Here is a 23828-nt window from a genome sequence, read left to right as displayed (position 1 = left end):
TTTTGATCTTCTTCTTTTTCGACCATGATTTCAGCTGTTTGAGCCTCGTCTGTCATGCCAACGAAGATGTTTAGATGCTCGGTTAAAATTTTTGCTCCGAGCGAAATCGCCTCTTTCGGACCGATGCTACCATCTGTCCACACATCAAGAGAAAGTTTATCGTAGTCAGAAGACTGACCTACACGAGTATTTTCCACTTGGAAATTGACGCGTGATACTGGAGTGTAAATAGAGTCGATCGGGATCACGCCGATAGGAAGATCCTCACGTTTGTTTTGATCAGCAGGAGTGTAACCACGGCCGCGTTGTGCGTACATACGCATACGTAAATGACCGTTTTTAGCGATTGTTGCAATATATAGATCCGGGTTTAAAATTTCTACATCACTGTCATGTGTAATGTCAGCAGCTGTAACTGTACCATCGCCTTTTACATCAATCTCAATAACTTTTTCTTCGTCAGAGTAGATTTTAAGAGCTAGTTTTTTCACGTTCAAAATAATTGAAGCTACATCCTCTACAACGCCTTCTACAGTTGAGAATTCGTGAAGAACACCGTCAATTTGAATTGAAGTGACAGCAGCTCCTGGTAATGAAGACAGAAGGATACGACGTAAAGAATTACCCAAAGTGTTTCCATATCCGCGTTCAAGCGGTTCTACAACAAACTTTCCATATTTGGAATCTTCGCTGATCTCCACCGTTTCAATCTTTGGTTTTTCAATTTCGATCATTTTATTTACCCTCCTTCAAAACATCGAATGTATAGGTTCTTTCCATCATAGATTCGATCGTCAATGACGTATCGTTTATTATCTGCACAAGACAGTCTGTACAAAAAATGATGTTCTCATACAATATGAGACGCACCCATTACACGCGACGACGTTTTGGCGGACGGCAACCATTATGAGGAACTGGAGTAACGTCTTTAATAGCAGTTACATCTAAACCAGCAGCTTGAAGTGCACGAATTGCAGCTTCACGACCTGCACCAGGACCTTTAACAGTTACTTCCAACGTTTTCAGACCATGTTCAAGGGATGCTTTAGCAGCAGTTTCTGCAGCCATTTGAGCAGCGAATGGTGTAGATTTACGTGAACCACGGAAACCAAGAGCACCAGCACTTGACCAAGATACAGCGTTACCTTGCATATCTGTAATCGTTACGATTGTATTGTTGAATGTAGAACGAATGTGTGCAATACCAGATTCGATATTCTTTTTCACACGACGTTTACGAGTTTGTTGTTTACGAGCCATGTTAAGAAGGAACCTCCTTTACTGATTATTTTTTCTTGTTCGCTACTGTTTTACGAGGACCTTTACGCGTACGCGCATTGTTCTTCGTATTTTGACCACGAACAGGTAAACCACGACGGTGACGGATACCACGGAATGAACCGATTTCCATCAGACGTTTAATATTTAATGAAGTTTCGCGACGTAAGTCACCTTCAAGTTTGTATGAGTCTAATTGTTCACGGATTTTGTTTAACTCATCTTCAGTTAAGTCGCGTACGCGTGTATCTTCTGAAATACCTGCGTCAGCTAATACTTTCTGAGCTGTAGTTTTACCAATACCGTAAATGTAAGTTAATGAAATTACCACGCGTTTGTCGCGAGGAATGTCAACACCAGCAATACGTGCCATGTACGTTGTGCACCTCCTTTAGAATTAACCTTGTTTTTGTTTGTGTTTAGGATTTTCACAAATTACCATTACTTTACCGCGTCGGCGAATTACTTTACATTTTTCGCAGATCGGTTTTACAGATGGTCTCACTTTCATCTAACCTAACCTCCTTAGTAGTCCGGAGCGCAAAAGATTATTTAAAACGGTATGTGATACGACCGCGAGTTAAATCATAAGGAGATAACTCGATAGTAACCTTATCTCCAGGTAGAATACGGATAAAGTGCATACGAATCTTACCAGAAACGTGTGCTAAAATCACATGTCCATTTTCTAATTCTACCTTAAACATCGCGTTTGGCAAAGTCTCAACAACTGTCCCTTCGACTTCAATTACATCATCTTTCGCCATCTACTCTGTCTCCTCTCTATATGCAAATTAAAGTTCTCATCGTTACATCAAACGGATATCTGCTGCAACTATAGAAGCAACCTCGTTTCAACATATGTTTGGATTGTATGAGAGATGTTTGAAAGACGCTCGTCTGGTTTCGCTTCACACAATCCACGGAACATACAGAACCATTAAGGGAACTGAACCTCCCATGTTTACACGAATACCGGAATGTCTTTGATGAGATATTCATACCCGTTACACAGATGCTTCCACGAAACCCATTATACTCTTTCAAAAGTAATGTTGCACTTTTTAAAAGAAATATATACCGGGCACAATATGCTTTTGCAACTCTCAAAAAATTATGTTTCGTTGTTGCTCCCGCATGCCTCCCGCGGAAGCAGTATTCTGCGCCCGGAGCCGGGTATCAGCTGCGGCTGCTCTGTAATAGAGCATCAAGATCAGCAAACACTTTGTTAATATCTTGCTGTCCATCTATATTTGTTAACACACCTTTTACTTCATAGTAGTCAAGTAAAGGTTGTGCTTGTTTCATATTTACTTCCAGACGGTTTGCAACCGTTTCAGGATTATCATCCGCACGCGTATAAAGCTCGCCACCATCTTTATCACATTTTCCTTCCTCAGCTGGAGGATTGAAAACAAGGTGATAAGATGTACCACAAGTTTTACAAATACGACGACCTGATAGACGAGCAACTAGCTCATCTTTTTCAACTTGGATGTTAATTGTATGTTCAATAGCTTTACCAAGATCAGCAAGAATGCTGTCTAAAGCTTCAGCTTGAGGAACAGTACGTGGGAATCCATCTAATAAGAAGCCCTTTTCACAATCATGTTTAGCAAGTCGTTCACGAACAATGCCAATCGTTACTTCATCCGGCACTAAAGCACCTTGATCCATAAACGATTTAGCCTGCAAGCCTAGTTCTGTACCATCTTTAATAGCAGCACGGAACATATCGCCTGTAGAAATATGAGGAATCGCGTACTTCTCAACAATTTTATCTGCCTGTGTACCTTTACCAGCACCTGGCAGACCCATTAAAACGATATTCATACGGAAATAATCCTCCCACAAAAGGTTTGCTGATTTCAGGAAACGATAGAACGTTCCCTAAAAACCAACATTACTTCATAAAGCCTTTGTAGTGACGTTTAACAAGTTGAGATTCTAGCTGTTTCATCGTTTCCAGCGCTACGCCGACTACGATAATAATACTAGTACCACCGATCTGCACTGTGGCAGGTAGTTTCATAATGTTCATGAGTATAATCGGCATTACTGAAATAACAGTTAAGAAAATCGCACCGACAAATGTCAGACGATATAACACGCTTGTTAAATACGTTTGCGTACTTTCACCCGGACGAATACCCGGAATGTAAGCACCTTGCTTTTTCAAGTTATCTGCCACATTTTCTGGATTCACTTGTACGAATGCATAGAAATATGTGAACGCGACGATCAATACAATGTAAATAACCATCCCAACAGGATTAGCATTATTAAACGAGTGTTCAATGAATGATGCTACAGCACCTTCACCAAAGAATGGAGCTAACACACGTGGTGTCGTCAGAAACGCTGATGCAAAGATTACCGGAATAACCCCTGCAGCATTTACTTTTAACGGTAAATGCGTTTGTTGAGCACCTGTTTGTTGGTTGCGTCCAGTAACTCGTTTAGCATACTGAATTGGAATTTTACGCAGTGCTTGTTGCACGTAGATAACTCCAACAACAACTGCAAGCATAACTAAAACAAGCAATCCAAGAATAACTAGATTGATAAATAGTTTATCCCCAGCACCCTCGATTTGCTGTGCATAGATTTGGTTAACGGCATTCGGTAATGCCGCAGTAATACCTGCGAAAATTACGATAGAAATACCATTTCCAACGCCATGTGCAGTAATTTGTTCAGCAAGCCATACTAGGAATGCTGTACCCGCCGTTAATACAATAGAAATCGTAACATATGTTAAAATTCCTTCTTCTTTAATCAATGATCCGCCGTACATTCTGTTAAAACCAAATGACATTGCGAAGGATTGGATAAAAGCAAGAATAATTGTAAAGTAACGAGTAAATTGTGCAAGTTTTCGTCTTCCGACTTCACCTTGCTTTGCCCACTCAGCAAATTTCGGTACTACGTCCATTTGCAATAACTGAACAATAATTGAAGCAGTGATGTAAGGCATAATTCCCATCGCAAAGATAGAGAAGTTACTCAAAGCACCACCGCCAAAAGTATTTAGGAAACCAACGAGACTGAACTCATCAGTTGCCTTTAATACATTAGCGTCAACGTTTGGTACCGGTACAAACGTACCAATACGGAAAACGATTAACATTAAAAGAGTGAAAATGATTTTATTTCGTATATCTCGAACACGCATAAAGTTAGAGATCGTCTGAAACATTAAATCACCTCAGTAGTTCCGCCGGCATTCTCGATTGCTTCTTTAGCTGAAGCTGAGAATTTATGAGCTTTTACTGTAAGCTTTTTATCAAGAGTTCCGTTTCCAAGAACTTTAATTCCAGCTTTTTCATTGCTCACTAAACCTGTTTCAAGTAATAATGCAGTTGTTACCTCTGCACCATCTTCAAAACGATTTAATGTGTCAAGATTAACGATCGCGTACTCTTTACGGTTAATGTTAGTAAAGCCGCGTTTCGGTAAACGACGGAATAAAGGGTTTTGACCACCCTCGAATCCTGGGCGTACACCGCCGCCAGAACGAGAGTTTTGACCTTTATGACCTCTACCTGCAGTTTTACCGTTACCAGAACCGATACCGCGACCTACGCGGTTACGTACTTTACGGGATCCTTCTGCTGGTTTTAACTCATGAAGTTTCATATTGGATGGCACCTCCTTGTTCGTTAATTAAAAATTAGTTTTCTTTTACAGTAACTAAGTGAGCTACTACATCAATCATACCGCGAGTTGCTGCATTGTCAGCTTTCTCAACAGTTTGGTTTAATTTACGTAAACCTAGAGCTTCTACAGTTTTACGTTGTGCTGGTTTAGAACCAATCACAGATTTTGTAAGGGTGATTTCTAATTTGTTAGCCATTATCTTTCCCCCCTTATCCTAATATTTCTTCCACTGATTTACCACGTAATTTAGCTACGTCCTCTACGCGTTTTAATTCAGTTAAACCTTGAATAGTTGCACGCACCATATTGATTGGTGTGTTAGTTCCAAGTGATTTTGAAAGAATATCAGTAATACCAGCAAGTTCTAGTACGGCACGTACTGGACCACCAGCGATAACTCCTGTACCAGGAGCAGCAGGTTTAATTAGGATTTCTCCTGCACCAAAGCGACCTTGCACTAAGTGTGGAGTTGTTCCACCTACGCGTGGCACTTCGATTAAGTTTTTCTTCGCATCTTCAACAGCTTTACGGATAGCATCTGGCACCTCTTGAGCTTTACCAGTACCGAAACCAACGTGACCGTTTTTATCGCCAACTACAACTAATGCTGTGAAGCGGAAGCGACGTCCACCTTTAACAACTTTAGCAACACGGTTAATAGTAACTACGCGTTCTTCAAGTTCTCCAAGTTTGTTTGCGTCAATTCGACTCATGAAATGTGTCCCTCCTTTTTATTAAAATTGTAAACCGTTCTCACGTGCAGCTTCAGCTAAAGCTTTTACACGTCCATGATATAAGTAACCACCACGGTCAAATACTACAGCAGTAATATTTTTTTCCGTAGCGCGTTTTGCGATTGTTTCACCGACTTTAGTTGCAGCATCAACATTGCTACCAGCACTTTCAAAACCATTTTCTTGAGAAGATGCGCTAACGATTGTTACGCCTGCTACGTCATCGATAAGTTGAGCGTAGATGTTCTTGTTAGAACGGAATACGTTTAAGCGTGGACGCTCAGCAGTACCCGAAATTTTAGAACGTACGCGTGCATGACGTTTTTTACGAACCTGATTTTTATCTTGTTTCGTAATCACAAGGGTCACTCCTTTCTAATGCTTAAGCAGCATTATTTACCTGTTTTACCTTCTTTACGACGAACGTATTCGCCTTCATAACGGATCCCTTTACCTTTGTAAGGCTCTGGTGGACGCACGTCACGGATGTTAGATGCAAGAGCACCAACACGTTCTTTGCTGATACCTTTAACGATGATTTTAGTGTTTGAAGGAACTTCAACTTCTAGACCATCTTCAGGTGTGAACTCAACTGGATGTGAATAACCTACGTTAAGAACAAGTTTTTTACCTTGTAATTGCGCACGGTAACCAACACCGATAAGTTCTAATGATTTTTCGAAACCTGCAGAAACACCAGTAATCATGTTCGCTAATAGCGCACGAGTTGTACCGTGGTTTGTGCGGTGTTCTTTTGAGTCAGAAGGACGTGATACAGAGATTACGTTACCTTCTTGCTCAATTTTCATATCTTGGTGGAAAGAACGAACAAGTTCGCCTTTAGGACCTTTAACGGTAACTGAGTTGTCAGCTGCAACAGTAACAGTTACGTTAGCTGGTACCTCGATAATTTTTTTACCTACACGAGACATTTAGTTGCACCTCCATTCATTTATTGCTAATTACCAAACGTATGCTAGAACTTCGCCGCCAACTTGTTTAGCGCGAGCTTCTTTATCTGTTAATAAACCTTGTGAAGTTGACACTAAAGCGATACCAAGACCGTTCAGAACTTTAGGAACTTCATTTGTTTTTGCATATACTCGTAGACCAGGTTTAGAAATACGTTTTAAACCAGTGATAACGCGCTCGTTATCTTTACCGTATTTTAAGAAGATACGGATGATACCTTGTTTGTTGTCTTCCACGTATTCTACGTCACGTACGAAACCTTCACGCTTTAAAATTTCAGCGATTTCTTTTTTCACGTTGGAAGCTGGTACTTCTAACTTCTCGTGACGAACCATGTTCGCATTACGAATGCGAGTAAGCATATCTGCAATCGGATCAGTCATTGTCATTACATTTACCTCCTTCCCAAATTAGGGGATTACCAGCTGGCTTTTTTCACGCCAGGAATTTGTCCCTTATATGCAAGTTCTCGGAAACAAATACGGCAAAGTTTGAATTTGCGATATACAGAGTGTGGACGACCACAGCGTTCACAACGTGTATATTCTTGCACTTTAAACTTTTGCTTACGTTGTTGTTTAACGATCATAGATTTTTTAGCCACGTTTTCGCCCTCCTTGTTTAAATTACTTTTGGAACGGCATACCGAATTGTGTCAATAACTCGCGAGCTTCTTCATCAGAATTCGCTGTCGTTACGATCACGATGTCCATACCGCGTACTTTTGAAACTTTATCGTAATCGATTTCTGGGAAAATTAATTGCTCTTTAACACCTAAAGTGTAGTTACCGCGACCATCGAATGCTTTTTTAGAAACACCACGGAAGTCACGTACACGAGGTAGTGAAATTGAGATTAATTTGTCCAAGAATTCATACATACGCTCACCGCGTAATGTAACTTTTGCACCGATAGGCATACCTTCACGTAGACGGAAACCTGCAATCGATTTTTTTGCTTTAGTTACAACTGGTTTTTGACCAGTGATAATTGTTAATTCTTCTACAGCTGCGTCTAATGCTTTTGAGTTTTGAACTGCGTCACCAACACCCATGTTGATAACGATTTTCTCAACTTTCGGCAATTGCATAACTGATTTATATCCAAACTTGCTCATAAGAGCAGGAGAAACTTCATTTAAATATTTTTCTTTTAGGCGGCTCATTTGTGTACCTCCCTTCTTTTATAGAAATTAGTCGATTACTGCACCTGATTTTTTTGCAACACGAACTTTTTTACCGTTTTCGATTTTATAACCTACACGAGTCGGCTCGCCAGATTTAGGATCGATTAGCATTACGTTCGAAATGTGAATTGCAGCCTCTTGGCTTACAATACCACCTTGTGGATTCAATTGGTTAGGTTTTACGTGTTTTTTCACGATGTTCACACCTTCAACAAGAACGCGATCTTGTTTAGGGTAAGCAGCAAGAATAACGCCTTCTTTGCCTTTATCCTTACCAGTGATAACCTTAACCTTGTCACCTTTTTTTACATGCATGCTGTCGCACCTCCTTGATTGGCACTGTCATGAAATTAAAGAACTTCTGGAGCTAGAGAAACGATTTTCATGAAGTTGCTGTCACGTAATTCACGTGCAACAGGTCCGAAAATACGAGTTCCGCGTGGTGATTTATCATCACGAATAATTACACAAGCATTTTCATCAAATTTGATGTACGTACCATCTTTACGACGTACGCCTGATTTAGTACGAACGATAACAGCTTTAACAACGTCACCCTTCTTAACAACGCCACCTGGTGTTGCTTTCTTAACTGTACAAACAACGATATCACCGATGTTAGCAGTTTTACGGCCAGAGCCACCAAGGACTTTAATTGTAAGAACTTCACGTGCACCTGAGTTGTCAGCAACTTTCATACGACTTTCTTGTTGGATCACTTAGGTTACCTCCCTTCGGAAATTGGTTGTTCCGAAATAGTTATTAAATAATAACCGCTTTTTCTACAACTTCAACTAGACGGAAACGTTTAGTAGCTGATAGCGGGCGAGTTTCCATGATACGTACGATATCACCGATTTTCGCTGTGTTTAACTCATCATGAGCCTTAAACTTTTTTGAGTATTTTACACGTTTACCATAAAGCTTGTGCTTTTTGTGAGTTTCAACTAAAACAGAAATAGTTTTGTCCATTTTATCTGAAACAACGCGGCCCGTGTAAACTTTGCGTTGATTACGCTCAGTCATACTTGAAAACCTCCTTTATCAGTTGTTTGCACTGATTTCTCTTTCACGAATAACAGTTTTCATACGCGCGATTGCTTTACGCACTTCACGAATACGAGCTGTGTTTTCTAATTGACCAGTCGCCAATTGGAAGCGAAGGTTGAAAAGCTCTTCTTTCAGTGATTTCACTTTCAATTCTAATTCAGAAGTGGCAAGGTCACGGATTTCATTAGCTTTCATTAGATTCACCACCAGTTTCTTGACGTTTTACGATCTTACATTTAACAGGAAGCTTATGTGATGCTAAACGAAGTGCTTCACGTGCGATCTCTTCAGATACACCAGCGATTTCGAACATTACTTTTCCTGGTTTTACTACTGCAACCCAACCTTCAGGAGAACCTTTACCAGAACCCATGCGGACTTCTAGAGGTTTTTTAGTGTAAGGTTTGTGCGGGAAGATTTTAATCCAAACTTTACCGCCACGTTTCATGTAACGAGTCATCGCGATACGTGCAGATTCGATTTGACGGTTAGTAATCCAGCTAGCTGTTTGAGCTTGTAAGCCCCATTCGCCGAAAGATACTTCTTTACCGCCTTTCGCTTCGCCACGCATGTTTCCGCGGTGTTCACGACGGTATTTTACGCGTTTAGGCAATAACATATTATTTGCCTCCTTCCACAGATTTCTTCGTAGGAAGAACTTCACCACGGTAGATCCATACTTTAACGCCTAATTTACCGTAAGTAGTGTCAGCTTCTGCGTGTGCATAGTCGATGTCAGCACGTAGAGTATGAAGTGGAACAGTTCCTTCACTATAGTGTTCAGCACGCGCGATATCAGCGCCACCTAAACGACCAGATACTTGTGTTTTAATTCCTTTTGCACCAGCACGAATTGTGCGTTGGATCGCTTGCTTTTGCGCACGACGGAATGATACACGGTTTTCTAATTGACGAGCGATGTTTTCAGCTACTAGACGAGCGTCAAGATCAGCACGTTTGATTTCGATAATGTTGATGTGTACACGTTTACCAGTTAAATCGCTAAGGTATTTACGAAGATTTTCAACTTCAGAACCACCTTTACCGATTACCATACCTGGTTTCGCAGTGTGAATTGTAATGTTTACACGGTTTGCAGCGCGTTCGATTTCTACTTTAGAAACAGAAGCGTCTTTAAGAGCCGTTTCAATATATTTACGCACTTTGATGTCTTCGTGAAGTAGAGTTGCATAGTCTTTTTCAGCGTACCATTTTGACTCCCAGTCACGAATAATACCAACGCGTAGTCCTATTGGATGTACTTTTTGACCCACGGATTAACCCTCCTTCTTCTCAGATACCACTAGCGTGATGTGGCTTGTGCGTTTGTTAATTGCGCTTGCACGTCCTTGTGCACGTGGACGGAAACGTTTTAATGTTGGACCTTCATCAACGAAAACTTCAGAAACTACTAAAGAGTTGATGTCAAGATCGTAGTTGTGTTCAGCGTTAGCAACTGCAGATTTTAATACTTTTTCAACGACTGGAGACGCCGCTTTTGGAGTATGACGTAAAATTGCAACTGCCTCACCAACTTGCTTGCCTCGGATTAAGTCTACAACTAGACGGACTTTACGAGGAGCAATGCGAACAGTACGAGCGATAGCTTTAGCTTGTGTCATTAGGATTTACCTCCTCTCAAAATTAGCGTCTTGTTTTCTTGTCGTCTGCACCGTGACCTTTGTAAGCGCGTGTCGGTGCGAACTCACCAAGTTTATGGCCTACCATATCTTCTGTTACGTATACAGGAACGTGTTTACGTCCATCATAAACAGCAATAGTTAAACCGATGAATGTCGGGAAAATTGTAGAACGGCGAGACCAAGTTTTAATAACTTGTTTTTTCTCAGAAGCCTCTTGCGCTTCCACTTTTTTCATTAAGTGGTCATCGACAAAAGGTCCTTTTTTCAAGCTGCGACCCATGTAGGAACCTCCCTCCGTGATTCCACCACGGCTCTCACATAGAACCGTAGTTTAACCACTTTATTTTTTACGACTACGGATGATGAATTTATCCGATTTGTTTTTCTTCTTGCGAGTTTTGTAACCAAGTGCTGGTTTACCCCAAGGAGTCATTGGTGATTTACGTCCGATTGGAGAACGTCCTTCACCACCGCCGTGTGGGTGATCGTTAGGGTTCATTACAGAACCACGAACTTCTGGGCGTTTACCTAACCAACGGCTACGACCTGCTTTACCGATGTGTACTAGTTCGTGTTGTTCGTTACCAACTTGACCGATTGTAGCGCGGCAAGTAGCTAACACTAAACGTACTTCACCAGATTGTAGACGAACGATTACGTATTTGTCTTCACGACCAAGTACTTGAGCAGAAGTACCTGCAGAACGTACTAATTGTCCACCTTTACCAGGTTTTAACTCGATGTTATGGATTGTAGTACCCATTGGAATGTTTGCTAATGGTAATGTGTTACCTACTTTAATATCAGCATCTGGACCAGATACGATTGTTTGACCAACCTCTAGACCTTTTGGTGCTAAGATGTAAGCTTTTGCTCCATCAGCGTAGTTGATTAATGCGATATTCGCAGAACGGTTTGGATCATATTCAATAGTAGCAACTTTAGCCGGAATGCCATCTTTTACACGTTTGAAATCGATAACACGGTATTGCTTCTTATGTCCACCGCCATGATGACGAACAGTGATTTTACCTTGGTTGTTACGACCAGCTTTGCGTTTAGTTGGTTCAAGCAATGATTTCTCAGGCTTGTTAGTTGTAATTTCCGCAAAGTCTAAAGACGTCATATTACGACGACCATTAGAGGTAGGTTTATACTTTTTAATCGCCATTGTGTTTCCCTCCTTCTTGATTGTTCAAATCATAAATCCATAAAGGATTACATTTCGAATAATTCGATTTCTTTGCTATCAGCAGTTAATTTAACAATCGCTTTACGACGTTTGTTAGTGTAACCACCGTAACGGCCTACGCGTTTGAATTTACCTTTGTAGTTAAGAACGTTTACTTTCTCAACTGTTACACCAAAGATTTCTTCTACAGCGTCTTTTACTTGAGTTTTGTTAGCGCGAGTGTCTACTTCGAAAGTATACTTTTTCTCTGCCATAAGTTCTGAAGAACGCTCAGTAATGACCGGACGTTTTAAAATATCACGTGCTTCCATTATCCAAGCACCTCCTCAACTTTTTCTACTGCAGATTTTGTGAATACAACTTTTTCATGACCTAATAGATCAAGAACGTTGATTCCATTTGCAGTTAAAACTGTTACACCAGGGATGTTACGAGCAGATAATGCTACGTTTTCATCTAGGTCAGCAGTTACGAATAAAGATTTTTTCTCTAAAGAAAGATCTTTAAGAATTTTTGTGAATTCTTTTGTTTTTGGTGCTGCTAATGTAAGAGCATCAAGAACTAAGAAGTTTTGTTCTACTACTTTAGCTGATAAAGCTGATTTAAGAGCTAAGCGGCGAACTTTTTTCGGTAATTTATAAGAGTAGCTACGTGGAGTTGGACCGAATACGATACCACCACCGCGCCATTGTGGAGAACGGATAGAACCTTGACGAGCACGACCAGTTCCTTTTTGACGCCATGGTTTACGACCACCACCAGCAACTTCAGAACGGTTTTTAACCTTGTGATTACCTTGACGAAGAGAAGCACGTTGAGCTACTACAGCGTCGAATAATACTGCTTCATTTGGCTCGATTCCAAAAATCGCATCGTTTAATTCGATTTCACCAACTGAAGCACCTGTTTGACTAAGTACAGATACTTTTGTCATTCCTGTTTCCTCCTTTCCTTAGGTGATTACTTAGCTTTAATTGCAGTTTTAACTGTAACTAGAGCTTTTTTAGAACCAGGAACATTACCTTTAACAAGTAGTAAGTTACGTTCCGCATCAACTTTCACGATTTCTAAGTTTTGGATTGTAACTACAGTGCCACCCATTTGACCAGGTAATTTCTTTTGTTTGAATACGCGGTTCGGAGCAACTGGACCCATTGAACCAGGACGACGGTGGTAACGAGAACCGTGGGCCATAGGACCACGAGATTGACCATGGCGTTTAATTACACCTTGGAAACCTTTACCTTTAGTAACACCTGTTACATCAATTACATCGCCTTCTGCGAAAATTTCTACTTTGACTTCTTGACCAACTTCGTATTCTCCAACGTTTACGTTGCGGAATTCACGGATGAAGCGCTTAGGAGCAGTGTTCGCTTTTGCTACGTGACCTTGTTCTGGTTTGTTAGAAAGCTTAACACGCTTGTCTTCAAAACCAACTTGGATAGCTTCGTAGCCGTCTGTTTCAACAGTTTTCTTTTGAAGTACTACGTTTGGAGCAGCCTCGATAACTGTTACCGGGATTAAATCGCCGTTTTCAGCGAAAACTTGTGTCATACCAATTTTTCTACCTAAGATTCCTTTAGTCATTTGTCACACCTCCTGTAAGTTTTAAAAAAGTTATATTTTTTACCATTAAAGTTTGATTTCGATATCAACGCCAGATGGTAAATCAAGTTTCATTAACGCATCAACAGTTTGTGGTGTTGGGTTAACGATATCGATCAGACGTTTATGCGTACGCATTTCGAATTGTTCACGAGAATCTTTATACTTGTGAACAGCACGAAGAATTGTGTACACAGACTTCTCAGTTGGAAGTGGAATCGGACCTGATACACTTGCACCTGAACGTTTTGCAGTTTCCACAATTTTCTCAGCAGATTGATCTAAAATACGGTGATCATACGCTTTTAAACGAATACGAATCTTTTGTTTTGCCATTATTTTCCCTCCTTCTCGCCTATTTTCTAGACATTCTCCACGAAAATTTTCCCACACACCGCCATGGCAAAGCGGCCGGGTGTGTCGGCAACCTCTCGTTTCATCGCAGTCAAAGACCAACATTCAACATTATACACAATAAAAAAAGAATAAGCAAGGCTTTTCGCTAAATTCTTTTAAATGTTGCAGATATTCTTACTACTAATATTTCTCGCTTATCTAAGCCGTTTACTAGTATATAAAATTCCCATGAACATTGCAACACATAAGGTTGTTATATCAACGTTTTCGAATATTTCTAACAATAATCAGCTGCAAGAACGTGTTCGCTAAAGCACTGGTGAACTCAATTTGTAGATGATGCACTTTATCCTAGACGAAAACGATGCACTTAATTATCCCACCATTAAGAATCTATAATTTCATAATGACAATAAAAAAAGCAGCCTCTAATAGTTAGAAACTGCTCTTTCTATTACTTATAAGAAAAACACACATGCAACCCAGCCAAATATAATGAGTGGGATGTTTATAAAAATAAACGTTGGCACACATGTATCCCAAATGTGATTATGTTGTCCATCTACATTTAAACCTGCCGTTGGTCCAAGAGTAGAATCTGAAGCAGGAGAACCGGCATCACCTAAAGCACCTGCTGTACCTATAAGACAGATAATCGCCAAAGGACTCATTCCTAACCCTTGTGCAAGAGGAACAAATAAAGTTGCAATGATAGGTACTGTTGCAAAGGATGAACCAATCCCCATCGTCACTATTAAACCAATGACCAACATAATCAATATAGCTAGACTCTTATTTCCTTGAAGAATTGTTAAAGAGTTTAAAATTAAGCTATCTACATGACCCGTAGCGTTAATAACAGATGCAAAACCATTTGCAGCGATCATAACAAAACCAATAAAGGCCATCATCTTCATTCCCTCTGAAAGAATCTCATCTGCCTCTTTCCATTTAAGGGCACCAGTAAAATACATCATCATAATTCCTGCAAAAGCACCTACAATCATCGAACCTGTATAAATTTGTGCACCTAGAGAGACAATTAAAGCCACAGTCGTAGAAAAAATAACGAACTTACTGACATGAACATTTAAAGATTCTGTCTCAATATCATTGTTTTGATATTGTCGAGGTTTTCGATATACGAAAAAGGCTACACATAATCCAATTAACATCCCCAGAACGGGTATAGCCATCGCTACTGGTACATCACGTGAAGATGCTTCCATACCTGCCTTGGTTACTTGAGTAGAAACGATATCTTGGAAAATAGCTCCGAAGCCAGCAGGTACGAAACTATACGTCCCTATTAAACCAACAGCAATTAATGTAGCGATAATTCGTCGGTCTACCTCTAGCATATTTAATACCTTTAAAATCGGAGGGATCAATAGTGGGATAAAGGCTATATGAATTGGAATTGCGTTTTGTGAGAAAATAGACATCATAAAGATCAGTAGGAAAATTAAAACCTTCATTAAACCTTTTCGATTACTTGTACCGTTTTTATTTAATATCTTTAAAATCCCTGCAATCATTAATTCAGGAATTCCTGTTTTTGAAATGGCGATAGCAAAACCACCAAGCAACCCATAGCTTAAAGCAATAGTTGCCCCTGCTCCTAATCCTTCTGTAAATGATTTTACAGTTGCTTCAATGCCCATGCCACTTGTTAGACCTCCCGCAAAGGCCCCCAACACAAGAGAAAGAACAACATTGATACGGAGCAAGCTTAATATTAACATGACAGCTACTGCCACAATTACTGCGTTCATTTCAACACTTCACTTTCGTACACTAGATTACTAATACGTTAAACTTTAACCGTCTAATAATTGAAAGTCAAGATATTTTTATGCCCCTATAATAATCTTCCTAATTTAAACGACAAAAAAACAGTATGATCTTAAATAATCATACTGCTTTTAGGTTTCTTCCTATTATAATGATTCACGAATGACTTTTTTATAATAGCCAACGGAAAGTATAGCGAAGATAGCGTATAACGCTATATAGCAGCTCATAGCAATCCACAATGGCGCAGTTAACTCTGAGCCGAATAAAAACCAGCCCGACTTTACAGCAAAGTAACTATGGAGCAGCCCTATTATTAATGGAACACCAAAATTAAAAGCTTGTTTCATATATATGCCTTTCATAATATCTTTTTCAGCAAAGCCAATCTTTCTTAATATCGTATAAGAACCTCGCTCCTCTTCAGCCTCAGACATTTGTTTAAAGTATAAAATACTACCTGTTGTCATTAAAAACGCTAAGCCTAAAAATGCTACTGTAAATATCGTTATTCCTAACGTTTCGATATTCACCTTACGCTCTTCTTCATAGGATTGTATAAAGTTTTCGCCATTTGATTGCATATATAATTTCTCTGCTAGAGCTAAATCACTTTTATTCTTTAGATTTATAGTAGTTTGATTTTGCCACATATCAGGTACATCATGAGCAGCTAACTTTTCAAACAGTGCATCTGGAACTACAAAAATTGGCCCCCCCGGCCCAGAAGTCACAGTACCACTTATAATACTTTCATCTCGAACCTCTATAACATGAAGCGTTTCTTCCTTAGTCCCCTCTGGACCTCTTGGTGTGACAACTACATCACGATCCTTTTCAAGCGGAAACATCTCTGCCATATAACCACCATAGTTTGTTAATATAACATCATTATCCGAAACGGAAGCTTCAGGAACTAATTGTTGATAATCAGAAAGTGGAATTGTATAAATGATTCCATCTAAACCAAAAAGGGGATTATCCTCATTTTGCTGACTATCAGATAATAATTGTGTAAACGAAGCTGAAACGCTCTGTAATCGGTAATCTCTTTTATCAAAAGCAATATTATTTTCTTCTAGCTTCTTTAAAAATTCCTGGCCCTTATCTTCAAGTAATACATAATCACCAGGCACTTGGCTATATGCCGACGATTCTGATGAATAATACGAAATATATGCTAAAGTTGTAAGCCCAAGTGAAAAACCCGTTAAAACCGTAATAAGCGTTAAGGATTTCGCATTGCCTTTCATACGATGCATAATCGGTGTTAATGCTAATACATCACGGACAGTTAAATGTCCATTTTTCTTAAGACGAATTGAATTTATAATAAATGCTACAGAGAAACGGAAAACAAGGAATGTTCCACCAATGGTAGTTGTTAAAATAATAATCATATTAAGCGTTAAATTACCCTGAGAGTTAATATCGAAAAGCTTCGTTGATGCATAGTAGCCATATGCAATAAATACAAGTCCTAAAAAACCAATAACCATTTGTAATGGGTTGAAACGCTTTACGCGCTCATCGGCTTGCTTGGAAGCACTGAATAATGATAGTAATGATACGCGATAAATCATCCAAGCCATTTGCACAAGTACAATTACTAGCAGAATGGCAAATACTACGATAGACTGCTGTAATGCCTCTGTACTAAATGTCATCGTCACAAGCGCCTCTTTTTCGAGTACCCGCAGTAATATCATTGCAAATAAGCGCGAACTAAAGAACCCTGCAAGCATCCCTAAAACGATTGCTCCTACAAATAAGAGGATACTTTCTACCGCTAATAAGCGTACGATGAGCCCCTTTGTCATCCCTATTAGCTGATACAAGCCTATTTCCTTACTGCGACGCTTCATAAATAGATGGTTGGCATATAGGACGAAAAACAAGACAATAAAGTACAGCATATAGGTTGCCGCAGCAAATCCCGCTTTGGCGGTACCGCTCTTGTCTACTGTAGCCAACACTTCAGCATTATTTTGCAATGTCACAAAAGAAAAATATAAAGTAACACTAAAAATAAGTGCGAAAAAATATAAATAATAATGCTTCATATTTTTCTTCATACTGCGTAGTACGAGTTTACTAAGACTCATAGCCGTCACCGCCTAGCACACTTTGCGTATGCATGATCTCTTGAAAAAATGCTTGTCTCGTTTTATCTCCTTTATATAGCTCACTATAAATAAGCCCGTCCTTCAAAAATAAAACACGTGTACAAAAACTCGCTGCTACTGCATCATGCGTAACCATCATAATCGTTGCTTTTTTTGACTCATTAATACTTTGTAGATTTTTTAAAAGTGCAGTAGCTGATTTTGAATCAAGTGCGCCTGTAGGTTCATCAGCAAATACAAGCGAAGGATTTGTAATTAGTGCCCGAGCCGCTGATGTACGTTGCTTTTGACCACCTGATATTTCGTTTGGATATTTATTTAAAATCTCAGCAATACCTAATAAATGTGTAAGCTCCTTTACACGGCTCTCTGCAACAGCCTTTGGTAGCCTCCCAATAGCTAATGGTAGTAAAATATTTTCTTTCACCGTTAGTGTATCTAATAAATTATAATCTTGGAAAATGAATCCCAATTGTTCACGACGGAAATTAGCTAACGCCTTCTCCTTCATACCACGTAAGTTTTGACCATTTATTTCAATAACACCTTCAGTTGCAAAGTCAATTGAACACAGAACATTTAAGAGTGTTGTCTTCCCAGAGCCTGAAGGTCCCATAATGCCAACAAATTCACCTTGATTCACTTCTACATCAATACCCTTTAACACCTCTTGGGCTGTTGATTTTTTACCATATACTTTTTTTACTTTACGACCAATTAAAACCGCCACTTGTAAACGCCCCTTTCTATAGTTCAAGTGTACCCTGTCTATGTCGTTAATTCGTGCGTTTTACATGACAATATAAAAAGGTAGGTGACAATTTCGTCATCTACCTGTTAGTTTGACATATTCATTTTGCAATGGAAAACGCAATGTAAATATCGAGCCTTCACCAACACTGGATTGAACAGTAATACGAACACCGATTTTCTGCGCCACATTATAGGCTAAATATAAGCCCATACCTGTCGATTGTGCTGATTCTCTTCCGGCTGTCCCAGTATACGATTTATAAAAAATTCGAGGTAGATCCTCCTTACGAATGCCAACACCTGCATCTTTTATATGTAGTAGTGTTGCTCCAGTTACATCTACTTCCGTAAAAATCGATACCTCTGAGTTTGTAGGACTATATTTAATGGCATTAGACAGAATTTGTCGGATTATAAAGGCTAACCATTTACCATCCGTCATCACTGCCTCTGTTAACTCTGCAACATCGAAACCAATACCTTTTTCAATACACCATGCCTGCATAGCTCTTATTTCCTTATAGACCACAGTTCTTAACTCGACCTCTGACATATAATTATCTTTTTCAATAGAAGCTAAACGTGTTTGGTGCAGCTGCTGATCAACTAATAAATGTAGTCTTAACCACTCAGTCTCCAATTTACGACGTAGTGTCAAATCTTCTACGTGATCCAGCATTAAATTAATTGAAGTCAAAGGTGCCTTTACTTCATGAACCCACGCTAGGAGTTCATCCGAATATTCCTGCAGCTGTACCTTCGCTTGATTTAACTCTGTGTTCTTGTCGTAAAAAACATCTTCAATTTTCGTCAGGTATGCTGTTTGAAAAGGTGATAACGACATACTATTGCTATGCACATCATCGAGTTGACTTTCCACATTTCCCAGGAAATCCTTTAGCTGCCTTACTTCTAGTATATATCGCCAAATAAGAAAGACCATAAAACTAATAAGCACACTAACATTCATATACCAAATAGATATTCCCTCTAATCCAGCGTCTAAAGAAAATAAAACATTGATCATAACGATGATAAAAGCGAAAAAGCCTATCCAAGCGAGCCGTTCTCTTAAAAATAGAATTAGCATTGTCACTCACGTCCCTTGTGTTACAGCCATATAACCAAGTCCCTTTTTAGTTAAAATCGCTTCTTGTAAACCTATATCCTCTAGCTTAGTGCGTAATCGATTAACATTTACCGACAATGTATTATCATTGACAAAGCGCTCATCATCCCATAACTTTCTCATTAAATCATCTCTAGAAACTATTTGATCGGCCTTCTCCACTAAAATGCGTAAAATAAAGAGTTCATTTTTTGTTAGCGAAGCAAGGTTACCTCCATACATAATTTCACTGCGTGCATAGTCAATAACTGCACCATTAAACCGTGTGACATCCATGGATTCTTCTATATAATCATATGTACGGCGTAAAATAGCTTGTACCTTTGCTAGTAATACTTCCATATGGAAAGGCTTTTGTACAAAGTCATCCGCACCCATTTGCATTGCCATAACCATATCCATTGGGTGGTCTCGTGAAGATAAAAAGAGAATTGGCACCTTTGAGATATGACGTATTTCACGACACCAATGAAAGCCATCATAGGCTGGAAGCTGAATGTCAATCAATACAAGCTGCGGCTTTTGTTCAATAAAATCATCCATTACCTTTTGAAAGTCTTTAGGACCTACAACTTGGAGTGACCATTGTGCAAAACGTGTCTGAATCATTTCGAAAATTGATGGATCGTCTTCAATCAGCAATATTTTCATCTCCATTTGCAAATTCTCCTTTCATGAAATGTTTATATGTATTAAATAAGCTCATCGTCATAACCTGAGGCTGATTTCCGTTCCGACTGGGGCGTCCGATGGTATTAGCTTTCATCTCTAGCGGTGTAAAAAACGCTATTTGTATTTTTTCGGTATTTCACCCATTATGTATACATAAAATAATCTAATTCAACTAAGATTACCAAATATTCTTTACATATTTTAACACAAAAAAACCAATCTGTAAGCGTCCCTACAGATTGGTTTGAAAATTAGCTTGCGCTAAAATTATTTTTGGATAGAAGCAACTACGCCAGCGCCTACAGTACGGCCACCCTCACGGATAGAGAATTTAGTACCTTCTTCAAGAGCGATTGGAGCGATAAGTTCTACTGTCATTTCGATGTTATCGCCAGGCATTACCATTTCAACGCCTTCTGGTAAGTTACAGATACCTGTTACGTCAGTTGTACGGAAGTAGAACTGAGGACGGTAGTTAGAGAAGAATGGAGTATGACGGCCACCCTCTTCTTTTGATAAAACATAAACTTCAGCTTTGAAGTTAGTGTGTGGAGTGATTGAGCCTGGTTTAGCTAATACTTGACCACGTTGGATTTCTTCACGAGCTACACCACGAAGTAAAGCACCGATGTTGTCACCAGCTTCAGCGTAGTCTAATAATTTACGGAACATTTCTACACCAGTTACAGTAGTAGATTTAGCTTCTTCAGTGATACCGATGATTTCAATTACGTCACCAACTTTAACTTGACCACGTTCAACACGGCCAGTTGCAACTGTACCACGACCAGTGATAGAGAATACGTCCTCTACTGGCATCATGAATGGTTTGTCAGTTTGACGTTCTGGAGTTGGGATGTAAGAATCTACAGCGTCCATTAATTCAACGATTTTTTCTTCCCATTCTGCTTCGCCTTCAAGAGCTTTAAGAGCAGAACCTTTGATTACAGGAAGATCGTCACCTGGGAAGTCATATTCAGAAAGTAGGTCACGGATTTCCATTTCTACTAATTCTAATAATTCTTCGTCGTCTACCATATCACATTTGTTCATGAATACTACTAAGTAAGGAACACCTACTTGACGAGATAAAAGGATGTGTTCACGAGTTTGTGGCATTGGGCCATCAGCAGCAGATACTACTAAGATACCGCCGTCCATTTGTGCAGCACCAGTGATCATGTTTTTAACATAGTCAGCGTGTCCTGGGCAGTCAACGTGTGCATAGTGACGAGTATCAGTTTCATATTCTACGTGAGAAGTATTGATTGTAATACCACGTTCTTTTTCTTCTGGAGCGTTATCGATATCAGCGTATGATTTAGCTTCCCCACCCATTTTTTTAGAAAGAACTGTTGCGATAGCAGCAGTTAAAGTAGTTTTACCATGGTCAACGTGTCCGATTGTACCAATGTTAGCATGCGTTTTTGAACGGTCGAATTTTTCTTTAGCCATTAGAGATTGCCTCCTCAAAATTATATGTTTTAATTTTAAAATTTATAGAATGAATGCTGATAGAGAACGGGCCCATCCTCTATCCCACAATCATAGCTTACAAATTAGTTATACTTTATGCAAGATGAAAATTCAATTATTCACCTTTATTTTTTTTGATGATTTCAGCAGCGATTGATTTTGGTACTTCTTCATAATGATCGAATGTCATTGAGAATACACCACGACCTTGCGTTGCTGAACGAAGAGTTGTTGCATAACCAAACATTTCCGCTAAAGGAACCATTGCACGAACAACTTGAGAGTTACCGCGAGCTTCCATACCCTCTACGCGTCCGCGACGAGAAGTAATGTTACCCATGATATCACCAAGGTATTCTTCTGGAATTACAACTTCTACTTTCATCATTGGTTCTAAAATAACTGCATCACATTGCTTCGAAGCTTCTTTAAGAGCCATAGATGCAGCGATTTTGAACGCCATCTCATTCGAGTCAACGTCATGGTAAGAACCGAATACTAATTTCGCTTTAATGTCGATAAGTGGGTAACCAGCTACTACACCGCGGTCAAGAGAGTCACGAAGACCAGCTTCTACTGCAGGAATGTATTCACGAGGTACTACACCACCAACGATAGCGTTTTCGAATTCAAAGCCTTTACCTTCTTCATTTGGAGAGAACTCAATCGTTACGTCTCCGTATTGTCCACGACCACCAGATTGGCGAGTGAATTTACCTTGAACTTTTGCAGAGCTACGGAATGTTTCACGGTAAGATACCATTGGAGCACCTACGTTAGCTTCTACTTTAAATTCACGGCGCATACGGTCAACTAAGATATCAAGGTGAAGCTCACCCATACCTGAGATGATTGTTTGACCAGTTTCTGTGTCAGTATGAGCACGGAAAGTTGGATCCTCTTCTTGAAGTTTTTGTAAAGCTTGACCCATTTTATCTTGGTCAGCTTTTGATTTTGGTTCTACAGAAAGAGAAATTACTGGCTCAGGGAATTCCATTGATTCAAGAATAACTAGGTTTTTCTCGTCACATAGAGTATCACCAGTAGTAGTATCTTTAAGACCTACTGCTGCTGCGATGTCCCCAGCGAATACTTTAGAAATCTCTTCACGAGAGTTTGCGTGCATTTGTAGGATACGGCCTACGCGTTCACGTTTACCTTTAGAAGAGTTTTGTACGTATGAACCTGATTCTAAAGTTCCAGAATACACACGGAAGAAAGTTAATTTACCTACGAATGGGTCAGTCATAACTTTAAATGCAAGAGCTGAGAATGGCTCCTCATCTGAAGAATGACGTTCTAATTCCTCGTCACCATCAACATCAGTACCTTTGATTGCTGGTACATCTAATGGAGATGGTAAGTAATCGATAACTGCATCTAACATTGGGCGTACGCCTTTGTGTTTGAATGCTGTACCACAGATTACTGGGTAAAATTCTACTGCGATCGTAGCACGACGGATAGCCGCTTTAAGTTCAGCAACAGAAATTTCTTCACCTTCTAAATATTTTTCCATGATTTCTTCATCAACACTTGCAACAGCATCGATTAATTTTTCACGGTATTCTTCAGCTTGTGCGCGGTGTTCTTCAGGAATTTCACCTTCAGTTACTGCTGTACCTTTTTCGTCACCGTAGAAAGTAGCTTTCATTTCAACTAAGTCAATGATTGCTGAGAACTGATCTTCAGCTCCGATAGGTAATTGGATAGGATGAGCGTTTGCTTGTAAACGTTCGTGTAGAGTTCCTACAGAATATAGGAAATCTGCTCCTGTTTTATCCATTTTGTTAATGAACACGATACGTGGAACGCCGTAAGTTGTAGCTTGACGCCATACTGTTTCAGTTTGAGGTTCAACACCAGATTGAGCATCAAGAACTGTTACAGCACCATCAAGTACGCGTAATGAACGTTCAACTTCTACAGTGAAGTCTACGTGTCCAGGAGTATCGATGATGTTTACACGGTGGCCGTCCCATTGAGCTGTTGTTGCAGCAGAAGTGATTGTGATACCACGTTCTTGCTCTTGCTCCATCCAGTCCATTTGAGAAGCGCCTTCGTGAGTTTCACCGATTTTGTGAATCTTACCTGTGTAATAAAGGATACGCTCAGTAGTTGTTGTTTTACCAGCATCAATGTGAGCCATGATCCCAATATTACGAGTATTCTCAAGAGAGAATTCGCGTTTCAT

The 23828-nt window shown here is 39.6% G+C and carries 34 protein-coding genes and 2 pseudogenes; all 36 read right to left on the bottom strand.

Annotation, left to right across the window (positions count from 1 at the left end):
• A pseudogene (locus ACIQ7T_RS09855) lies at nucleotides 1–734 on the bottom strand (DNA-directed RNA polymerase subunit alpha); the annotation flags it as partial.
• Between the two features lie 139 nt (nucleotides 735–873).
• Nucleotides 874–1263: a 30S ribosomal protein S11 gene (gene rpsK, locus ACIQ7T_RS09850; protein ID WP_053482801.1), complete on the bottom strand. Its 390-nt coding sequence runs from the start codon at nucleotides 1261–1263 to the stop codon at nucleotides 874–876.
• A gap of 25 nt (nucleotides 1264–1288) precedes the next feature.
• Complete coding sequence (gene rpsM, locus ACIQ7T_RS09845) at nucleotides 1289–1654, bottom strand: 30S ribosomal protein S13 (RefSeq protein WP_049662875.1); 366 nt, start codon at nucleotides 1652–1654, stop codon at nucleotides 1289–1291.
• A 24-nt stretch (nucleotides 1655–1678) separates the two neighbouring features.
• Nucleotides 1679–1792 (bottom strand): 50S ribosomal protein L36, encoded by a 114-nt coding sequence (gene rpmJ, locus ACIQ7T_RS09840; protein WP_000868344.1) that lies wholly within the window; start codon nucleotides 1790–1792, stop codon nucleotides 1679–1681.
• A 37-nt stretch (nucleotides 1793–1829) separates the two neighbouring features.
• Nucleotides 1830–2048 (bottom strand): translation initiation factor IF-1, encoded by a 219-nt coding sequence (gene infA / locus ACIQ7T_RS09835; RefSeq protein WP_004233690.1) that lies wholly within the window; start codon nucleotides 2046–2048, stop codon nucleotides 1830–1832.
• 86 nt (nucleotides 2049–2134) lie between these two features.
• A pseudogene (locus ACIQ7T_RS09830) lies at nucleotides 2135–2212 on the bottom strand (type I methionyl aminopeptidase); the annotation flags it as partial.
• 248 nt (nucleotides 2213–2460) lie between these two features.
• Nucleotides 2461–3114, bottom strand: coding sequence for an adenylate kinase (locus ACIQ7T_RS09825; protein WP_402870007.1), 654 nt, complete (start codon nucleotides 3112–3114; stop codon nucleotides 2461–2463).
• A gap of 70 nt (nucleotides 3115–3184) precedes the next feature.
• The gene (secY, locus tag ACIQ7T_RS09820; RefSeq protein WP_402870005.1) at nucleotides 3185–4480 is read right to left on the bottom strand and encodes a preprotein translocase subunit SecY; all 1296 of its coding nucleotides are present in this window, start codon (nucleotides 4478–4480) and stop codon (nucleotides 3185–3187) included.
• Nucleotides 4480–4920, bottom strand: coding sequence for a 50S ribosomal protein L15 (gene rplO / locus ACIQ7T_RS09815; RefSeq protein ID WP_323654724.1), 441 nt, complete (start codon nucleotides 4918–4920; stop codon nucleotides 4480–4482). The genes secY and rplO overlap by 1 nt, the downstream gene beginning before the upstream one ends.
• Before the next feature lie 34 nt (nucleotides 4921–4954).
• Complete coding sequence (rpmD, locus tag ACIQ7T_RS09810) at nucleotides 4955–5137, bottom strand: 50S ribosomal protein L30 (RefSeq protein WP_323654726.1); 183 nt, start codon at nucleotides 5135–5137, stop codon at nucleotides 4955–4957.
• A gap of 13 nt (nucleotides 5138–5150) precedes the next feature.
• Complete coding sequence (rpsE, locus tag ACIQ7T_RS09805) at nucleotides 5151–5654, bottom strand: 30S ribosomal protein S5 (protein ID WP_053482806.1); 504 nt, start codon at nucleotides 5652–5654, stop codon at nucleotides 5151–5153.
• A gap of 21 nt (nucleotides 5655–5675) precedes the next feature.
• Nucleotides 5676–6035 (bottom strand): 50S ribosomal protein L18, encoded by a 360-nt coding sequence (gene rplR, locus ACIQ7T_RS09800; protein ID WP_323654727.1) that lies wholly within the window; start codon nucleotides 6033–6035, stop codon nucleotides 5676–5678.
• 32 nt (nucleotides 6036–6067) lie between these two features.
• Nucleotides 6068–6607 carry a 50S ribosomal protein L6 gene (gene rplF, locus ACIQ7T_RS09795; RefSeq protein ID WP_323648588.1) on the bottom strand — a complete coding sequence of 180 codons (540 nt, stop codon included), beginning with the start codon at nucleotides 6605–6607 and terminating at the stop codon, nucleotides 6068–6070.
• A 30-nt stretch (nucleotides 6608–6637) separates the two neighbouring features.
• Nucleotides 6638–7036: a 30S ribosomal protein S8 gene (gene rpsH, locus ACIQ7T_RS09790; protein ID WP_008181717.1), complete on the bottom strand. Its 399-nt coding sequence runs from the start codon at nucleotides 7034–7036 to the stop codon at nucleotides 6638–6640.
• A gap of 29 nt (nucleotides 7037–7065) precedes the next feature.
• Complete coding sequence (locus ACIQ7T_RS09785) at nucleotides 7066–7251, bottom strand: type Z 30S ribosomal protein S14 (protein ID WP_004233656.1); 186 nt, start codon at nucleotides 7249–7251, stop codon at nucleotides 7066–7068.
• Between the two features lie 22 nt (nucleotides 7252–7273).
• Nucleotides 7274–7813: a 50S ribosomal protein L5 gene (rplE, locus tag ACIQ7T_RS09780; RefSeq protein WP_004233654.1), complete on the bottom strand. Its 540-nt coding sequence runs from the start codon at nucleotides 7811–7813 to the stop codon at nucleotides 7274–7276.
• Between the two features lie 27 nt (nucleotides 7814–7840).
• Nucleotides 7841–8149 carry a 50S ribosomal protein L24 gene (gene rplX / locus ACIQ7T_RS09775; protein WP_049662858.1) on the bottom strand — a complete coding sequence of 103 codons (309 nt, stop codon included), beginning with the start codon at nucleotides 8147–8149 and terminating at the stop codon, nucleotides 7841–7843.
• A 35-nt stretch (nucleotides 8150–8184) separates the two neighbouring features.
• Nucleotides 8185–8553 (bottom strand): 50S ribosomal protein L14, encoded by a 369-nt coding sequence (rplN, locus tag ACIQ7T_RS09770; protein WP_004233650.1) that lies wholly within the window; start codon nucleotides 8551–8553, stop codon nucleotides 8185–8187.
• Between the two features lie 43 nt (nucleotides 8554–8596).
• A complete protein-coding gene (rpsQ, locus tag ACIQ7T_RS09765) occupies nucleotides 8597–8860 on the bottom strand; it encodes a 30S ribosomal protein S17 (RefSeq protein ID WP_053482810.1) in 264 nt (87 codons plus the stop codon).
• An 18-nt stretch (nucleotides 8861–8878) separates the two neighbouring features.
• Entirely contained in the window at nucleotides 8879–9079 is a 201-nt protein-coding gene (gene rpmC / locus ACIQ7T_RS09760; protein ID WP_049662852.1) for a 50S ribosomal protein L29, read from the bottom strand.
• Nucleotides 9069–9503, bottom strand: a complete 435-nt coding sequence (rplP, locus tag ACIQ7T_RS09755; RefSeq protein WP_010860599.1) for a 50S ribosomal protein L16 — start codon at nucleotides 9501–9503, stop codon at nucleotides 9069–9071. Before rplP ends, rpmC begins: the two co-directional genes overlap by 11 nt.
• Before the next feature lies 1 nt (nucleotide 9504).
• On the bottom strand, nucleotides 9505–10158 hold the full coding sequence (gene rpsC / locus ACIQ7T_RS09750; protein ID WP_049662850.1) for a 30S ribosomal protein S3: 654 nt from the start codon (nucleotides 10156–10158) through the stop codon (nucleotides 9505–9507).
• 3 nt (nucleotides 10159–10161) lie between these two features.
• The gene (gene rplV, locus ACIQ7T_RS09745) at nucleotides 10162–10506 is read right to left on the bottom strand and encodes a 50S ribosomal protein L22 (RefSeq protein ID WP_004233639.1); all 345 of its coding nucleotides are present in this window, start codon (nucleotides 10504–10506) and stop codon (nucleotides 10162–10164) included.
• Nucleotides 10507–10528: 22 nt separating this feature from the next.
• Nucleotides 10529–10807, bottom strand: a complete 279-nt coding sequence (gene rpsS, locus ACIQ7T_RS09740) for a 30S ribosomal protein S19 (RefSeq protein ID WP_049662848.1) — start codon at nucleotides 10805–10807, stop codon at nucleotides 10529–10531.
• A 60-nt stretch (nucleotides 10808–10867) separates the two neighbouring features.
• Nucleotides 10868–11698, bottom strand: a complete 831-nt coding sequence (gene rplB / locus ACIQ7T_RS09735; RefSeq protein WP_009373990.1) for a 50S ribosomal protein L2 — start codon at nucleotides 11696–11698, stop codon at nucleotides 10868–10870.
• Between the two features lie 47 nt (nucleotides 11699–11745).
• Nucleotides 11746–12030, bottom strand: coding sequence for a 50S ribosomal protein L23 (gene rplW, locus ACIQ7T_RS09730; RefSeq protein ID WP_053482811.1), 285 nt, complete (start codon nucleotides 12028–12030; stop codon nucleotides 11746–11748).
• Nucleotides 12030–12653: a 50S ribosomal protein L4 gene (rplD, locus tag ACIQ7T_RS09725; RefSeq protein ID WP_012296062.1), complete on the bottom strand. Its 624-nt coding sequence runs from the start codon at nucleotides 12651–12653 to the stop codon at nucleotides 12030–12032. The genes rplW and rplD overlap by 1 nt, the downstream gene beginning before the upstream one ends.
• 26 nt (nucleotides 12654–12679) lie before the next feature.
• Complete coding sequence (gene rplC / locus ACIQ7T_RS09720; protein ID WP_370077722.1) at nucleotides 12680–13309, bottom strand: 50S ribosomal protein L3; 630 nt, start codon at nucleotides 13307–13309, stop codon at nucleotides 12680–12682.
• A gap of 45 nt (nucleotides 13310–13354) precedes the next feature.
• Nucleotides 13355–13663, bottom strand: a complete 309-nt coding sequence (gene rpsJ, locus ACIQ7T_RS09715; protein WP_004233624.1) for a 30S ribosomal protein S10 — start codon at nucleotides 13661–13663, stop codon at nucleotides 13355–13357.
• Nucleotides 13664–14142: 479 nt separating this feature from the next.
• Nucleotides 14143–15459: a Na+/H+ antiporter family protein gene (locus ACIQ7T_RS09710; protein WP_402869998.1), complete on the bottom strand. Its 1317-nt coding sequence runs from the start codon at nucleotides 15457–15459 to the stop codon at nucleotides 14143–14145.
• A 165-nt stretch (nucleotides 15460–15624) separates the two neighbouring features.
• The gene (locus ACIQ7T_RS09705) at nucleotides 15625–17583 is read right to left on the bottom strand and encodes an FtsX-like permease family protein (protein ID WP_402869995.1); all 1959 of its coding nucleotides are present in this window, start codon (nucleotides 17581–17583) and stop codon (nucleotides 15625–15627) included.
• Entirely contained in the window at nucleotides 17573–18334 is a 762-nt protein-coding gene (locus ACIQ7T_RS09700) for an ABC transporter ATP-binding protein (protein WP_370077728.1), read from the bottom strand. The genes ACIQ7T_RS09705 and ACIQ7T_RS09700 overlap by 11 nt, the downstream gene beginning before the upstream one ends.
• Nucleotides 18335–18430: 96 nt before the next feature.
• Nucleotides 18431–19447, bottom strand: a complete 1017-nt coding sequence (locus ACIQ7T_RS09695) for a sensor histidine kinase (RefSeq protein WP_370077730.1) — start codon at nucleotides 19445–19447, stop codon at nucleotides 18431–18433.
• Between the two features lie 6 nt (nucleotides 19448–19453).
• Nucleotides 19454–20137, bottom strand: coding sequence for a response regulator transcription factor (locus ACIQ7T_RS09690; RefSeq protein ID WP_370077965.1), 684 nt, complete (start codon nucleotides 20135–20137; stop codon nucleotides 19454–19456).
• Between the two features lie 288 nt (nucleotides 20138–20425).
• Nucleotides 20426–21613 (bottom strand): elongation factor Tu, encoded by a 1188-nt coding sequence (tuf, locus tag ACIQ7T_RS09685; RefSeq protein WP_370077732.1) that lies wholly within the window; start codon nucleotides 21611–21613, stop codon nucleotides 20426–20428.
• 136 nt (nucleotides 21614–21749) lie between these two features.
• The gene (gene fusA, locus ACIQ7T_RS09680; protein WP_370077734.1) at nucleotides 21750–23828 is read right to left on the bottom strand and encodes an elongation factor G; all 2079 of its coding nucleotides are present in this window, start codon (nucleotides 23826–23828) and stop codon (nucleotides 21750–21752) included.

This window comes from Lysinibacillus sp. NPDC096212 (genome assembly GCF_044763105.1).
Lineage (GTDB): Bacteria > Bacillota > Bacilli > Bacillales_A > Planococcaceae > Lysinibacillus.
This window is presented reverse-complemented; position numbering and strand designations above follow the sequence as displayed.

Bases quoted from the DNA above. Each gene is read 5' to 3' on its own strand.
- rpsK (WP_053482801.1), bottom strand. From the start codon at position 1,263: ATGGCTCGTAAACAACAAACTCGTAAACGTCGTGTGAAAAAGAATATC.
- rpsM (WP_049662875.1), bottom strand. From the start codon at position 1,654: ATGGCACGTATTGCTGGTGTTGACATTCCTCGCGACAAACGCGTGGTA.
- rpmJ (WP_000868344.1), bottom strand. From the start codon at position 1,792: ATGAAAGTGAGACCATCTGTAAAACCGATCTGCGAAAAATGTAAAGTA.
- infA (WP_004233690.1), bottom strand. From the start codon at position 2,048: ATGGCGAAAGATGATGTAATTGAAGTCGAAGGGACAGTTGTTGAGACT.
- ACIQ7T_RS09825 (WP_402870007.1), bottom strand. From the start codon at position 3,114: ATGAATATCGTTTTAATGGGTCTGCCAGGTGCTGGTAAAGGTACACAG.
- secY (WP_402870005.1), bottom strand. From the start codon at position 4,480: ATGTTTCAGACGATCTCTAACTTTATGCGTGTTCGAGATATACGAAAT.
- rplO (WP_323654724.1), bottom strand. From the start codon at position 4,920: ATGAAACTTCATGAGTTAAAACCAGCAGAAGGATCCCGTAAAGTACGT.
- rpmD (WP_323654726.1), bottom strand. From the start codon at position 5,137: ATGGCTAACAAATTAGAAATCACCCTTACAAAATCTGTGATTGGTTCT.
- rpsE (WP_053482806.1), bottom strand. From the start codon at position 5,654: ATGAGTCGAATTGACGCAAACAAACTTGGAGAACTTGAAGAACGCGTA.
- rplF (WP_323648588.1), bottom strand. From the start codon at position 6,607: ATGTCTCGTGTAGGTAAAAAAATTATCGAGGTACCAGCTAACGTAACT.
- rpsH (WP_008181717.1), bottom strand. From the start codon at position 7,036: ATGACAATGACTGATCCGATTGCAGATATGCTTACTCGCATTCGTAAT.
- rplE (WP_004233654.1), bottom strand. From the start codon at position 7,813: ATGAGCCGCCTAAAAGAAAAATATTTAAATGAAGTTTCTCCTGCTCTT.
- rplX (WP_049662858.1), bottom strand. From the start codon at position 8,149: ATGCATGTAAAAAAAGGTGACAAGGTTAAGGTTATCACTGGTAAGGAT.
- rpsQ (WP_053482810.1), bottom strand. From the start codon at position 8,860: ATGACTGAGCGTAATCAACGCAAAGTTTACACGGGCCGCGTTGTTTCA.
- rpmC (WP_049662852.1), bottom strand. From the start codon at position 9,079: ATGAAAGCTAATGAAATCCGTGACCTTGCCACTTCTGAATTAGAATTG.
- rplP (WP_010860599.1), bottom strand. From the start codon at position 9,503: ATGTTATTGCCTAAACGCGTAAAATACCGTCGTGAACACCGCGGAAAC.
- rplV (WP_004233639.1), bottom strand. From the start codon at position 10,506: ATGACACAAGCTAAAGCTATCGCTCGTACTGTTCGCATTGCTCCTCGT.
- rpsS (WP_049662848.1), bottom strand. From the start codon at position 10,807: ATGGGTCGCAGCTTGAAAAAAGGACCTTTTGTCGATGACCACTTAATG.
- rplB (WP_009373990.1), bottom strand. From the start codon at position 11,698: ATGGCGATTAAAAAGTATAAACCTACCTCTAATGGTCGTCGTAATATG.
- rplW (WP_053482811.1), bottom strand. From the start codon at position 12,030: ATGGAAGCACGTGATATTTTAAAACGTCCGGTCATTACTGAGCGTTCT.
- rplD (WP_012296062.1), bottom strand. From the start codon at position 12,653: ATGACAAAAGTATCTGTACTTAGTCAAACAGGTGCTTCAGTTGGTGAA.
- rplC (WP_370077722.1), bottom strand. From the start codon at position 13,309: ATGACTAAAGGAATCTTAGGTAGAAAAATTGGTATGACACAAGTTTTC.
- rpsJ (WP_004233624.1), bottom strand. From the start codon at position 13,663: ATGGCAAAACAAAAGATTCGTATTCGTTTAAAAGCGTATGATCACCGT.
- ACIQ7T_RS09710 (WP_402869998.1), bottom strand. From the start codon at position 15,459: ATGAACGCAGTAATTGTGGCAGTAGCTGTCATGTTAATATTAAGCTTG.
- ACIQ7T_RS09705 (WP_402869995.1), bottom strand. From the start codon at position 17,583: ATGAGTCTTAGTAAACTCGTACTACGCAGTATGAAGAAAAATATGAAG.
- ACIQ7T_RS09695 (WP_370077730.1), bottom strand. From the start codon at position 19,447: ATGCTAATTCTATTTTTAAGAGAACGGCTCGCTTGGATAGGCTTTTTC.
- ACIQ7T_RS09690 (WP_370077965.1), bottom strand. From the start codon at position 20,137: ATGAAAATATTGCTGATTGAAGACGATCCATCAATTTTCGAAATGATT.
- tuf (WP_370077732.1), bottom strand. From the start codon at position 21,613: ATGGCTAAAGAAAAATTCGACCGTTCAAAAACGCATGCTAACATTGGT.
- fusA (WP_370077734.1), bottom strand. From the start codon at position 23,828: ATGAAACGCGAATTCTCTCTTGAGAATACTCGTAATATTGGGATCATG.